The organism is Streptomyces sp. NPDC002156 (assembly GCF_053593675.1).
The window spans coordinates 1-12,759 of record NZ_JBSFDA010000122.1 but is presented as its reverse complement, the minus strand read 5'-3'; the positions used below and the strand labels follow the sequence as shown (position 1 = coordinate 12,759).

14 protein-coding genes are annotated in these 12,759 nt (G+C 70.8%); 10 read left to right on the top strand and 4 right to left on the bottom strand.

Going from position 1 to position 12,759, the window contains the following annotated elements; genetic code table 11:
- Positions 1-57 precede the first annotated feature (57 nt).
- Positions 58-189 carry an LPFR motif small protein gene (locus ACWCRB_RS35270; RefSeq protein ID WP_261724130.1) on the bottom strand — a complete coding sequence of 44 codons (132 nt, stop codon included), beginning with the start codon at positions 187-189 and terminating at the stop codon, positions 58-60.
- 152 nt (positions 190-341) lie between these two features.
- Between ACWCRB_RS35270 and ACWCRB_RS35265 the strand changes: the two genes are divergently transcribed.
- On the top strand, positions 342-1,301 hold the full coding sequence (locus ACWCRB_RS35265; RefSeq protein ID WP_450999945.1) for a GlxA family transcriptional regulator: 960 nt from the start codon (positions 342-344) through the stop codon (positions 1,299-1,301).
- Positions 1,302-1,332: 31 nt separating this feature from the next.
- Positions 1,333-1,968 carry a DJ-1/PfpI family protein gene (locus tag ACWCRB_RS35260; RefSeq protein WP_450999944.1) on the top strand — a complete coding sequence of 212 codons (636 nt, stop codon included), beginning with the start codon at positions 1,333-1,335 and terminating at the stop codon, positions 1,966-1,968.
- On the opposite strand, the gene ACWCRB_RS35255 is transcribed toward ACWCRB_RS35260, so the two are convergent.
- The gene (locus ACWCRB_RS35255) at positions 1,961-2,719 is read right to left on the bottom strand and encodes an enoyl-CoA hydratase/isomerase family protein (protein WP_450999943.1); all 759 of its coding nucleotides are present in this window, start codon (positions 2,717-2,719) and stop codon (positions 1,961-1,963) included. The two genes, ACWCRB_RS35260 and ACWCRB_RS35255, sit on opposite strands and share 8 nt — an antisense overlap.
- A gap of 243 nt (positions 2,720-2,962) precedes the next feature.
- Between ACWCRB_RS35255 and ACWCRB_RS35250 the strand changes: the two genes are divergently transcribed.
- A complete protein-coding gene (locus ACWCRB_RS35250) occupies positions 2,963-3,472 on the top strand; it encodes an ATP-binding protein (protein WP_450999957.1) in 510 nt (169 codons plus the stop codon).
- 3 nt (positions 3,473-3,475) lie between these two features.
- Here ACWCRB_RS35250 and idi read toward each other — a convergent pair whose 3' ends face one another.
- Together idi and ACWCRB_RS35240 are read right to left on the bottom strand one after the other, a co-directional pair.
- A complete protein-coding gene (idi, locus tag ACWCRB_RS35245) occupies positions 3,476-4,072 on the bottom strand; it encodes an isopentenyl-diphosphate Delta-isomerase (RefSeq protein ID WP_369030991.1) in 597 nt (198 codons plus the stop codon).
- Between the two features lie 232 nt (positions 4,073-4,304).
- Entirely contained in the window at positions 4,305-5,240 is a 936-nt protein-coding gene (locus ACWCRB_RS35240; RefSeq protein WP_450999942.1) for a cation diffusion facilitator family transporter, read from the bottom strand.
- Positions 5,241-5,601: 361 nt separating this feature from the next.
- Between ACWCRB_RS35240 and ACWCRB_RS35235 the strand changes: the two genes are divergently transcribed.
- The 7 genes from ACWCRB_RS35235 to ACWCRB_RS35205 all read left to right on the top strand — a co-directional run bounded on the left by ACWCRB_RS35235 (position 5,602) and on the right by ACWCRB_RS35205 (position 12,679).
- Positions 5,602-7,437 carry a DUF5941 domain-containing protein gene (locus tag ACWCRB_RS35235; protein WP_450999941.1) on the top strand — a complete coding sequence of 612 codons (1,836 nt, stop codon included), beginning with the start codon at positions 5,602-5,604 and terminating at the stop codon, positions 7,435-7,437.
- Positions 7,434-8,186 (top strand): phosphocholine cytidylyltransferase family protein, encoded by a 753-nt coding sequence (locus ACWCRB_RS35230; protein WP_450999940.1) that lies wholly within the window; start codon positions 7,434-7,436, stop codon positions 8,184-8,186. The genes ACWCRB_RS35235 and ACWCRB_RS35230 overlap by 4 nt, the downstream gene beginning before the upstream one ends.
- Positions 8,174-9,235, top strand: a complete 1,062-nt coding sequence (locus ACWCRB_RS35225; protein WP_450999939.1) for an iron-containing alcohol dehydrogenase family protein — start codon at positions 8,174-8,176, stop codon at positions 9,233-9,235. Before ACWCRB_RS35230 ends, ACWCRB_RS35225 begins: the two co-directional genes overlap by 13 nt.
- A complete protein-coding gene (locus tag ACWCRB_RS35220; RefSeq protein ID WP_450999938.1) occupies positions 9,213-9,995 on the top strand; it encodes a CDP-alcohol phosphatidyltransferase family protein in 783 nt (260 codons plus the stop codon). Before ACWCRB_RS35225 ends, ACWCRB_RS35220 begins: the two co-directional genes overlap by 23 nt.
- Before the next feature lie 8 nt (positions 9,996-10,003).
- Entirely contained in the window at positions 10,004-10,876 is an 873-nt protein-coding gene (locus ACWCRB_RS35215) for a glycosyltransferase family 2 protein (RefSeq protein ID WP_235473495.1), read from the top strand.
- 101 nt (positions 10,877-10,977) lie between these two features.
- Complete coding sequence (locus ACWCRB_RS35210; RefSeq protein WP_450999937.1) at positions 10,978-11,907, top strand: ABC transporter permease; 930 nt, start codon at positions 10,978-10,980, stop codon at positions 11,905-11,907.
- Complete coding sequence (locus ACWCRB_RS35205) at positions 11,900-12,679, top strand: ABC transporter ATP-binding protein (protein ID WP_450999936.1); 780 nt, start codon at positions 11,900-11,902, stop codon at positions 12,677-12,679. Before ACWCRB_RS35210 ends, ACWCRB_RS35205 begins: the two co-directional genes overlap by 8 nt.
- Positions 12,680-12,759 lie beyond the last annotated feature (80 nt).

Below are 12,759 nucleotides of genomic sequence, written 5' to 3'. Positions count from 1 at the left end.
TGGCACCGACAACCGGGGATCAGGCCGGCGGACCGGCGGGCCGGGACGGCCCCTGGGTCAGGCCCGTCGGCGACGAGTCGACCCCGAGGCCCCGCCGAACAGCCGGGCCAGCGCCCGGAACGGCAGGGTCACGACGGTGGCAATGGCGCCACCGATCTGGCGCAGTACGTCTGCGATCGCACGGAACACGCGACTCTCCTCTCGTCTCCCGGCCACCACGGCCGGGACAACCGGGTACCTCGGAGATCGCCTCCCATGCGTGCCCGTCCCGCTGTGCCGGTGGCAGGAAAGGTGGGAAACCTGTCATTGCCGCCATCGCCCGTGCCGTCAAGAATCGGGACATGGTGCAGCGAACCGTCCTCGTCGTCCTGTTCGACGACGTCCAGAGCCTCGATGTCACGGGCCCTGTCGAGGTGCTCGTGGGGGCCTCCACACAGCGCCCGGGCAGCTACCGCATCCGTACGGCCTCGCTGACCGGCGATCCCGTACGCACTTCCAGCGGCCTCACCCTCGTACCGGACGGGACTCTCGCCGACGCACCCGCGCCGCACACCCTCCTGGTCCCGGGCGGACGGGGCAGCCGCTCCGCCGACCCGCGCCTGGTCGACTGGCTGCGCGTGCACGGGCCGCGCGCCGAACGGCTGGTGTCCGTCTGTACGGGAGCGATCCTGCTCGCCGCGGCAGGTCTCCTGGACGGCCTGCGCGTGACCACCCACTGGGCCTACTGCGACAAGCTCGCCCGCGACCACCCGGCCGTCGAGGTCGACCCCGAGCCCATCTACGTACGCGACGGCAAGGTGGCCACCTCGGCCGGTGTCACCGCCGGGATCGACCTCACCCTCGCGCTCGTGGAGGAGGACCTCGGCCGCGACACCGCGCTCGCCGTCGCCCGTCATCTGGTCGTCTTCCTGCGCCGGCCGGGAAACCAGGCCCAGTTCAGCGCCCAGCTCACCGTGCAGACCGCGCAGCGCGAGCCGCTCCGTGAGGTCCAGCACTGGATCTCCGAACACCCGGACGACGACCTGAGCGTCGAGTCCCTCGCGGCCCGCGCCCGACTCTCACCCCGCCACTTCGCCCGTGCCTTCCGCACCGAGACCGGCATGACCCCCGGGCGGTACGTCGACCGGGTCCGCCTCAAACACGCCCGCCGCCTCCTGGAGGACACCTCCGACGGCATCGAGGGCATCTCGCGGGCCAGCGGCTACGGCACCCCGGAGGCCATGCGCCGCGCCTTCGTCAGGGGCCTCGGCACGGCCCCGGCCGAATACCGCCGCCGCTTTCACCCCGCAGCCACCCCCTGATCCGTGTCCACCGCCCGCTGAAAGGCCTGCCATGCAGATCGCCCTGCTGCTCTTCGACCGCTTCACCGCCCTCGACGTCGTCGGCCCGTTCGAGATCCTGGCGCGGCTTCCGGACGCGGAGACCGTCTTCGTCGCCGAGGAGACCGGGCCCGTCCGCAACGACAGCGGCACCCTCGCGCTCACCGCCGACCGCACGCTCACCGACGTGCCGAACCCCGACATCGTGGTCGTTCCCGGTGGCCCGGGTCAGTCCGCGCAGATGGAGAACGAGGCCCTGCTCGGCTGGCTGCGCACCGCCGACGCCACCAGCGTCTGGACGACTTCCGTGTGCACCGGCTCCCTGCTCCTGGCCGCTGCCGGACTGCTCGACGGCCGCCGCGCGACCTCGCACTGGCTGGCGCTGGAACAGCTCACGAAGTACGGCGCCGAGCCCACGGGGGAGCGGGTCGTGACGGACGGCAAGTACGTCACCTCCGCCGGGGTCTCCTCCGGCATCGACATGGCCCTCACCCTGACCGGCCGGATCGCGGGCGACGAGCACGCCCAGGCCGTACAACTCGCCACGGAGTACGACCCGCAGCCGCCTTACGACGCCGGCGCCCCGCACAAGGCACCCGCCCACGTGGTCGAACTCCTGCGCTCCCGCAGCCGGTTCGTCGTCACGTAGACGACGCCGGCCCCGTCCAGGAGAAGTCCGGCCGCCGGCGTTCCAGGAACGCGGCGACCCCCTCCGCCGCCTCGCCGCTCTCCCGCGCCTGCTCGGCCCAGTACGCGTCCCGGTCGGTGCGCCCGTTCGCGAACTCCTTCGCCGCCGCCTGGGTGAGGCCTGAGCGTGAGTCGAGGACGCGGGTGAACTCCGCGACCCGCTTGTCGAGTTCGTCGCCGGGCAGCACCTCGTCGAGGAAGCCGGTGCGCAGCGCCCGTTCCGTGTCGATCAGCTCGCCCGAGAACAGGAGGTATTTGGCCGTCGCCGGGCCGACCAGGGCTGCCAATCGGCGGGTGGACGACGCCCGATACACCAGGCCCAGCTTCGCCGGTGTCACCCCGAACAGAGCCCCCTCCTCGGCGAACCGCAGATCGCAGGCCGCCGCGAGCTGTACCCCGCCGCCCACACAGTGCCCGCGGACCGCTGCCAGCGTCGGCTTCGGGAACGCCGCGAGCGTGTCCTCCGCCCGCACGGCCAGCCGCTGCGCCTCCTCCGGCGAGCCCTGGAGCGTCGAGATGTCGGCCCCCGCGCAGAACGTCCCGCCCGCCCCGGTGAGCACCAGGACCCGTATGTCCGGATCGGCGGCCAGGGTGTCGAGCAGCGGCGGCAGCGCCCGCCACATGCCGGCCGTCATGGCGTTGAGCTTGGCCGGGTTGTGGATGACGACGGTGGCGATACCCTCGGCGGCACTGTGGGTCAGCTGCGGCTCCATGGGCCGGATCGTATCCGCCGACGCCGAACGCCCGACGAGGGCGGCAGTCAAACCCGTACAACCCGAATAGTTCATGAAGTCGGCAGGTTGTGACCAGGCGCGGTCGCATATATGCATGTGCCGCACCGCATCTGTCAGAAGCGCTCGATACGTGCTGACTTCTGTTCAGTTCTCCGGTGGGGACCCGGCGTTACCAACACTCGTCGTGTGGTGACAATCGAGCGCGAGGGCGGCGACCGGACGATGGAGAACCATGGGCGCGAGTCGGACGCACGCCCAGCGGACGACGGCGTGCCCATCGAGCGGAGACCCCTGGATCCGCTTCCCTATGAAGGGGTCTGGAGGTTCACCGCTCCCGCTGTCGACGCCTCCGTCCCGCAGGCGCGGCACGCCGTCCGGGACCTGCTGTACCGGCAGGGCGTACCCGCCTCGCCGGACCTGGTGCACGGACTGCTGCTGATCGTCTCGGAGCTGGCGACGAACGCCGTACGGCACGCGGCGCTGCTGTCGCCGACGCTCGCCGTGGAGGTCGCCGTCGGCGCCGAGTGGGTGCGGGTGTCCGTGGAGGACAACCACCCCTACCGCCCGACCGCCCTGGAGGCCGACCACGGCCGGACCGGCGGACGCGGACTGCTCCTGGTCCGCGAGATCGCCAGGGAGGCGGGCGGGGTGTGCGACATCGAACACACGGCGAGCGGAGGCAAGGTCGTCTGGGCGGCCCTGCCGCTCAAACCCGCACAGCTGATGCCGTAACCGTCACCAGCCGGCCGTCGGGCCCGTCAGCTCCCGGACCGCCGGGCGGGCCGCGTCGAGGACGGTCATGAACCAGGCCGAGAACGGCTCCTTCGCATGCCGCTCCGCCAGCTCCGCCGGGGTCACGAAGGCCGTGTCCCCGACCTCCTCCGGGTCCGGCGCGAGCGGCGACTGCGCCATCCCGACGAACAGATGGTTGTACTCCTGCTCCACCAGGCCCGACTCCGGGTCCGGGTGGTTGTAGCGGACCGTGCCCGCCTCGGCGAGCAGCGACGGGGAGATCCCCAGCTCCTCGTATGTCCGCCGGGCCGCCGCCGCGAAGGGCGCCTCACCGGGGTACGGGTGGCCGCAGCAGGTGTTGGACCAGACACCGGGGGAGTGGTACTTGCCCAGCGCGCGCTGCTGGAGCAGCAGCCGGCCCTGCTCGTCGAAGAGGAAGACGGAGAAGGCCCGGTGCAGCAGACCCGGCGGCTGATGGGCGGAGAGCTTCTCGGCGGTTCCGATCGTCGTGCCGTTCTCGTCGACCAGCTCGAGCAAGATCGCTTCTGCGGTGCCGTTCGACGAACTGTTGTGCGTCGCGGTGGCAGGTGTGATCGGCATACCCATCCTTCGCCTCGGTCTTCGAGCCCCAAGTCTGCCGTACGAATCCGGCACTCCCGGCACTTCGCGGCACCCCCCGCATGTCCGGCGCGAAAGCCCCCGGACAGCGACCGGATAGTCAATCGTGCCCTGTTACCCGGCCGTGGAACCGCCCGGAAGGGGGGCTTGAAGAAGGGGACGCGGGCGCGCGCCGGACGGCTGCGTTCCGGTCGGCACGGCCCGTGGAACGGGCTCAGTGGCAGATGGACTCGTGCTCCGCGTGCCCGCCCGGCTCCAGCTGGAAGGTGCAGTGCTCCACGTCGAAGTGGTCGCCCAGGCAGCCCTGGAGCTCGTGCAGCATCTTCTCGTGCCCGATGCTGCTCAGCACGTCCGAACTGACGACCACGTGCGCCGACAGCACCGGCATCCCGGAGGTGATCGTCCAGGCGTGCAGATCGTGTACGTCCTCCACACCGGGCAGCGCCACTATGTGGGCCCGCACCTCCGCCATGTCGACGCCCCGGGGAGCCGCCTCCAGGAGCACGTTCAGGGTCTCGCGGAGCAGCTTCACGGTTCGCGGGACGATCATCAGACCGATGACGACCGAGGCGATGGGGTCGGCTCGCTGCCAGCCCGTGGCCATGATGACCAGCGCCGAGATCAGCACCGCGAGGGAGCCCAGCGCGTCCGCCGCGACCTCCAGGAAGGCGCCGCGCACGTTCAGGCTCTCCTTCTGGCCGCGCATCAGCATCGTCAGCGAGATCATGTTCGCGACCAGACCGATCAGACCGAACACGACGGTCACCCCGCCCTCGGTGTCCGCGGGGGTGACGAACCGCTGGATCGCCTCGTACAGGACATATCCGCCGACGCCGAGCAGCAGCAGACAGTTGGCGAGCGCGGCGAGGATCTCGGCGCGGGCGTACCCGAAGGTGCGGTTGCCGCTCGGCGGGCGGTTCGCGAAGTGGATCGCGAGCAGGGCCATGCCGAGGCCCAGCGCGTCCGTCGCCATGTGGGCCGCGTCCGCGATCAGCGCGAGCGAGTCGGCGGCGACCCCGCCGACGACCTCCACCACCATGACGGTGAGCGTGATGGCCAGCGCGATACGCAGCCGCCCCTGGTACGCCGCTGCCGCCGTACCCGTGGTCGGCGCGCCGTGCGCGTGCCCGTGATCGTGCCCAGCCCCCATGGAAGCCGCCTCCTGTGTCGTCCCGTACTCAGTCCCGAACCCCGCCCCGTGATCACAGTGAACTACGGGTGGGGGGTATGTGGCAACGCGACGCTGAACACCGTTGTCATGTGCCCTGACCTGCGGAAACGAATCGCAGGTCAGGGGTGCGGAGATCGCCCGGGAACGGGTTCGGCGGCAGCGGTCGCGGTGGTCCCCGACGGCGGTCACGGCGGGGGGCCATGAACAGCCGGTGAACACGGGCGCGGCCTCATCCGATAGCCTCTGCCGACATGCTGCCCGGCCACCGTGGGTCAGGGTTTCCCCCACCATCATGTAAATGACCGGCGTGCACACGTCGGTGTCCAGGGAGTGAGTTCGGTTGCCGACCGCCATCCTCACGGGTCAGCCGGTTCCCGGATCGTCGATCGAGGACGATCTGCGGTCCCTCGGCTTCGACGTGCGGAGCGCGACCGACGTCGCCGGCACCGAGACCCTCCTCGCCGAAGCAGCCTGCGACGAACGGGTCGCCATCGTCGACGCCCGATTCGTCGGCCACCTCCACGCCCTGCGCCTCGGCCTCACCGACCCCCGCTTCCCGCTCGCCGCCGTACCGGGCGCCGTGACGGCCCAGCCCGACGCCGGCCGCACGGCCCTGACCCGTGTACTGGCCCGGGAGATCTCCACGGACGCGGACGCCCCGACGGGCCTCGGCAAGGCGGGCTCCGCCGTCGCCGTGGACAGCCTCGCCGACCGCATCGCCCTCGCCCTGGAGGCGGACGGCGCCGACGTCCACCGCCCCGAGCTGGGCAGCCTGACCGCCGCCGTCCCCGCCGACCCGCAGGCCCTGGGCGAGGCACGGCAGGCCGTCGCCGCCGTCGACGACGAGGCCGTACGCCTGAAGTCGGCCGTGAAGTCCCGGGACGGCTTCTTCACGACCTTCTGCGTCAGCCCGTACTCCCGCTACCTCGCCCGCTGGTGCGCCCGCCGCGGCCTCACCCCGAACCAGGTCACCACCGCCTCGCTGCTCACCGCGCTCATCGCGGCCGGCTGCGCGGCCACCGGCACCCGCGGCGGCTTCGTCCTCGCCGGCCTGCTCCTGCTCGTCTCCTTCGTCCTGGACTGCACGGACGGCCAGCTCGCCCGCTACTCCCTCCAGTACTCGACGCTCGGCGCCTGGCTCGACGCCACCTTCGACCGGGCCAAGGAGTACGCCTACTACGCGGGCCTCGCACTGGGCGCGGCCCGGGGCGGCGACGACGTATGGGCGCTCGCCCTTGGCGCGATGGTCCTCCAGACCTGCCGGCACGTCGTCGACTTCTCCTTCAACGAGGCCAATCACGACGCCACCGCCAACACCAGCCCCACGGCCGCCCTCTCCGACCGCCTCGACGGCGTCGGCTGGACGGTCTGGGTACGGCGGATGATCGTCCTGCCGATCGGCGAGCGCTGGGCCCTGATCGCCGTCCTCACGGCGTTCACGACCCCCCGGACCACCCTGACCGTGCTGCTCATCGGCTGCGGCTTCGCCGCGACGTACACCACGGCGGGCCGCGTCCTGCGCTCACTCACCCGAACGGCCCAGCGCACCGATCGCGCTGCGCAAGCCCTGGCGGACCTCGCGGACAGCGGGCCGCTCGCGGAGCTGGTCGCGCGCATCCCCGGGCGCACGCAGGGTGGCTCGCGCCTGCTCCTCGCGCTGGAAGGCACGGCGGTGCTGATCTTCGCTGTGTCGGTGTGCGGGTACGGCAGCCCGATCCCCGTCGCTCTCTCCGTGCTGTACGTGTTCAGCGCGGGCAGCGCGGTCGCACTGCCCCTCACGGGCCGCCTCGACTGGCTCGTCCCCCCGGTCTTCAGGGCTGCCGAATACGGCACAGTCCTCCTTCTCGCGGGCAAAGCGGAGGTAAACGGAGCACTTCCCGCGGCTTTCGGCCTCGTGGCTGCCGTCGCCTACCATCACTACGACACGGTGTACCGCATCCGTGGCAACGCCGGAGCGCCCCCGCGCTGGCTGGTACGGGCGAGCGGAGGGCACGAGGGCCGGACGCTGATGGTCGTCGTACTGGCCGCACTGCTCAGTGCCTCGCAGTTCGTGGTCGCGCTCACGGTCCTCGCCGTGGCCGTGGCCCTGCTGGTGCTCGCCGAGAGCATCCGCTACTGGGTGACCGCCCACCAGGGCGGCGCGCCCGCCGTACACGACGAAGGAGAACCCGCATGATCGGCCTCGTGCTGGCGGCCGGCGCCGGACGGCGTCTGCGCCCCTACACCGACAGCCTGCCCAAGGCTCTCGTGCCGGTCGGCCCCGCGGGCGACGAGGACGGCCCCACCGTCCTCGACCTCACCCTCGCCAACTTCGCCGAGATAGGCCTCACCGAGGTCGCGATCATCGTCGGATACCGCAAGGAGACCGTGTACGAGCGGCAGGCGGCCCTGGAGGAGAAGTACGGGCTGAAGCTCACCCTCATCGACAACGACCGCGCCGAGGAGTGGAACAACGCCTACTCCCTCTGGTGCGGCCGGGACGCCCTCGCCGACGGGGTCATCCTCGCCAACGGCGACACCGTGCACCCCGTCTCCGTCGAGAAGACCCTGCTCGCCGCGCGCGGCGACGGGAAGCGCATCATCCTGGCCCTCGACACGGTGAAGGATCTCGCCGACGAGGAGATGAAGGTGATCGTGGACCCGGAGAAGGGCGTGCGCAGGATCACCAAGCTGATGGACCCGGCCGAGGCCACCGGCGAGTACATCGGCGTCACCCTCATCGAGGGCGCCGCCGCCGCCGAACTGGCCGATGCCCTGAAGACCGTGTGGGAGACCGACCCCCAGCAGTTCTACGAGCACGGCTACCAGGAACTGGTCGACCGCGGCTTCCGGATCGACGTGGCACCCATAGGCGAGGTCCCGTGGGTCGAGATAGACAACCACGACGATCTCGCCCGAGGACGGGAGATCGCGTGCCGGTACTGACGAGGCTGATCCCCTCGCCGGTCGTCGTCGACATCCGCCGGGGGGCCCTGAACCATCTGGCGGACGTGCTGTTCGACCAGCGGATCTCGCACTCCGGGAAGATCGCCGTCGCGGTCAGCGCCGGCTCCGGCGCCAAGCTGCGCGCCCGGCTCACCCCGGCGCTGCCCGGCGCGAGCTGGTACGAGGTCGCCGGCGGCACCATCGACGACGCGATCCGGCTGGCCGACGCCATCAAGTCCGGCCACTACGACGCCGTCGTCGGCCTCGGCGGCGGCCGGATCATCGACTGCGCCAAGTTCGCCGCGGCCCGCGTGGGCCTGCCGCTGGTCGCCGTCGCCACCAACCTCGCGCACGACGGCCTGTGCTCCCCGGTAGCCACCCTCGACAACGACGCGGGGCGTGGCTCGTACGGCGTACCGAACCCGATCGCCGTCGTCATCGACCTCGACGTGATCCGTGAGGCCCCGGCGCGGTTCGTGCGCTCCGGGATCGGCGACGCCATGTCGAACATCTCCGCGGTCGCCGACTGGGAGCTGGCGAGCGAGGTCAACGGCGAGAAGGTCGACGGCCTCGCCGCCGCGATGGCCCGCCAGGCCGGCGAGGCCGTCCTGCGCCACCCCGGCGGGATCGGCGACAACGCGTTCCTCCAGGTGCTGGCCGAGGCACTGGTCCTCACCGGTATCGCCATGTCGGTGTCGGGCGACTCCCGCCCCTCCTCCGGCGCCTGCCACGAGATCAACCACGCCTTCGACCTGCTGTACCCCAAGCGGGCCGCCAGCCACGGCGAACAGTGCGGCCTCGGCGCCGCCTTCGCCATGTACCTCCGGGGCGCGCACGAGGAGTCGGCGTACATGGCCGAGGTACTGCGCCGGCACGGGCTGCCGGTGCTGCCGGAGGAGATCGGCTTCACCACGGACGAGTTCGTACGGGTCGTCGAGTACGCCCCGCAGACCAGACCCGGTCGCTACACGATCCTGGAACACCTCGACCTCACGAACGACCAGATCAAGGACACGTACGCGGACTATGTCAAGGCCATCGGTAGCTGAACTACGCCCCGTCGTCCACCCCGAAGGGGTGAAGGACCGGCGCAGCGGCGAGCACTGGGCGGGACGCCTCTACATGCGCGAGGTGTCCCTGCGGGTCGACCCGTACCTGGTGGACACCAGGATCACGCCCAACCAGCTCACGTACCTGATGGTCGTCGCGGGCGGTCTGGCGGGCGCGGCCCTCCTGGTGCCCGGCCTCACCGGGGCGATTCTCGGTGCCGTACTGATCCAGCTGTACCTGCTCCTCGACTGCGTCGACGGCGAGATCGCCCGCTGGCGGAACCAGACCTCGATCACCGGCGTGTACCTCGACCGCATCGGCCACTACCTCTCCGAGTCGGCCCTGCTGATCGGCTTCGGGCTGCGCGGCGCCGACCTGTGGGACGGCTCCGGGGCGCCCGAGTGGCTGTGGGCGTTCCTCGGCACCCTGGCCGCGCTCGGTGCGATCCTGATCAAGGCCGAGACCGACCTGGTGGACGTGGCCCGGTCCCGCAGCGGTCTGGAGGCGGCCAAGGAGGAGCTGTCGGTGCCGCGGTCCGAGGGGCTCGCCCTGGCCCGCAAGGCCGCCGCCGCCCTGAAGTTCCACCGGCTGATCGGTGGCGTCGAGGCGAGCCTGTTCATCCTCTTCGTGGCGATCCTCGACGCCTTCGGCGGCGACCTGTTCTGGACCCGTCTCGGCATCGCCGTACTGGCCGGCATCGCGATCCTGCAGACCGTGCTGCACCTCGTGTCCATCCTCGCCTCCAGCAGGCTCCGGTGAGGAGCGCCATGAGAGTCGGCGCGGTGATCATCACCATGGGCAACCGCCCCGACGAACTGCGCGCCCTCGTCGACTCGATCGCCAAACAGGAGGGCGACCCGGTCGAGGTCGTCGTGGTCGGCAACGGCTCGCCCGTCCCCGACCTCCCCGAGGGCGTACGGAGCATCGAACTGCCCGAGAACCTCGGCATCCCCGGCGGACGCAACGTCGGCATCGAGGCGTTCGGCCCGGCCGGCGGCGACGTCGACATCCTGATGTTCCTCGACGACGACGGCCTCCTCGGCCACCAGGACACCGCCGAACTGTGCCGCCGGGCCTTCACCGACGACCCGGAACTGGGCATCATCAGCTTCCGCATCGCCGACCCCGACACCGGCATCACCCAGCGCCGCCATGTGCCCCGCCCGGGCACCACGGACCCGATGCGCAGCTCCCGCGTCACCAGTTTCCTGGGCGGCGCCAACGCCGTCCGCACCAAGGTCTTCGCCGAAGTGGGCATCCTCCCCGAGGAGTTCTTCTACGCCCACGAGGAGACCGACCTGGCCTGGCGGGCCCTCGACGCGGGCTGGATGATCGACTACCGGGCCGACATGCTGCTCTACCACCCCACGACCGCGCCCTCCCGGCACGCGGTCTACCACCGCATGGTCGCCCGCAACCGGGTCTGGCTGGCCCGCCGCAACCTTCCGGCCCCCCTCGTACCCGTGTACCTGGGGGACTGGCTGCTCCTCACACTCCTCCGACGGCCCTCCCGCCCGGCGCTCAGAGCCTGGTGGGGCGGGTTCAAGGAGGGCCTGACCACCCCGTGCGGACCCCGCCGGCCCATCCGGTGGCGTACGGTGTGGCGGCTGACCCGACTGGGCCGCCCCCCAGTGATCTGAGAAGCTCTTACCCAGTGCCCCCGCGGGCCGACCGCACTCTGCTCCCCGGCCCGCGCTCTGCCCCGTTCAGCTGCGCATATTGAAGACGAAAGTTTCCATTTGTGAGTGAGACAACGCATGACGGCGGTGTCGCGGTGAGCGACCGACCGTCACCCGACGACGGCCTCTCCGCGGCCGGACTCGCCGCGAAGTACGGGCTCGCCGTGAGCGGCGCCCGTCCCCGACTCGTCGAGTACGTCCGCCAGTTGTGGGGACGGCGTCACTTCATCCTCGCCTTCTCGCAGGCGAAACTGACCGCCCAGTACAGCCAGGCCAAACTCGGCCAGCTGTGGCAGGTGGCCACACCGCTGCTGAACGCGGCCGTGTACTTCTTCATCTTCGGCGTGATCCTCGAAGCCGACCGGGGCATGCCCCGCGAGGTGTACATCCCGTTCCTCGTCACGGGCGTCTTCGTGTTCACCTTCACGCAGAGCTCCGTGATGGCGGGCGTCCGCGCGATCTCCGGCAACCTCGGGCTGGTGCGCGCCCTGCACTTCCCGCGCGCCGCCCTGCCGGTCTCCTTCGCGCTGCAGCAGCTCCAGCAGCTGCTCTTCTCGATGATCGTGCTGTTCGTGGTGGCGGTCGGCTTCGGCAGCTACCCCAAGCTGTCCTGGCTGCTGATCGTCCCGGCGCTGGTCCTCCAGTTCCTCTTCAACACCGGCCTCGCGCTGATCATGGCCCGGTGGGGCGCGTCCACGCCGGACCTCGCCCAGCTGATGCCGTTCGTGATGCGTACGTGGATGTACGCGTCCGGCGTGATGTTCTCCATCCCGGTCATGCTCGCCGACAAGCCCCAGTGGCTCGCCGACGTCCTCCAGTGGAACCCCGCCGCCATCTACATGGACCTGATGCGCTTCGCGCTCATCGACGGCTACGGCTCGGAGAACCTGCCGCCGCACGTCTGGGCGGTCGCGGGCGGCTGGGCCGCGCTCCTCGCCCTCGGCGGCTTCGTGTACTTCTGGAAGGCGGAGGAGAGGTACGGCCGTGGCTGACCCGATTCCCGGGGACAAGATCCCCACTGTCATCGCGGACGAGCTCCACATCGTCTACCGCGTCAACGGCGCCAAGACCGGCAAGGGCAGCGCCACCTCCGCCCTCAGTCGCATCGTCAAGCGCGGCGACTCACCCGGCGTACGCAAGGTGCACGCCGTACGGGGCGTCTCCTTCACCGCCTACCGCGGCGAGGCCGTCGGCCTGATCGGCTCCAACGGCTCCGGCAAGTCGACCCTGCTCCGCGCCATCGCCGGCCTGCTCCCCGCCGAGAAGGGGCACGTGTACACGGACGGGCAGCCCTCCCTGCTCGGCGTCAACGCCGCCCTGATGAACGACCTCACGGGCGAACGGAACGTCATATTGGGCGGCCTCGCGATGGGTATGTCCCGCGAGGAGATCAAGGAGCGCTACCAGCAGATCGTCGACTTCTCGGGCATCAACGAGAAGGGCGACTTCATCACCCTGCCGATGCGCACCTACTCCTCCGGCATGGCCGCCCGGCTGCGGTTCTCCATCGCCGCCGCCAAGGACCACGACGTACTGATGATCGACGAGGCCCTGGCGACCGGCGACCGGTCCTTCCAGAAGCGCTCCGAGGACCGCATCCGGGAGCTGCGCAAGCACGCCGGCACGGTGTTCCTCGTCAGCCACAACAACAAGTCCATCCGCGACACCTGCGACCGTGTCCTGTGGCTGGAACGCGGCGAACTGCGCATGGACGGGCCGACGGACGAGGTGCTCAAGGAGTACGAGAAGTTCACCGGCAAGTAGCGGACAGCCGCCCGGCGGATCGCCGGGATGACCGTGAGGGCGCCGACGTAGAAGAGGGCGATGCGCCACGGGAGGGTGTT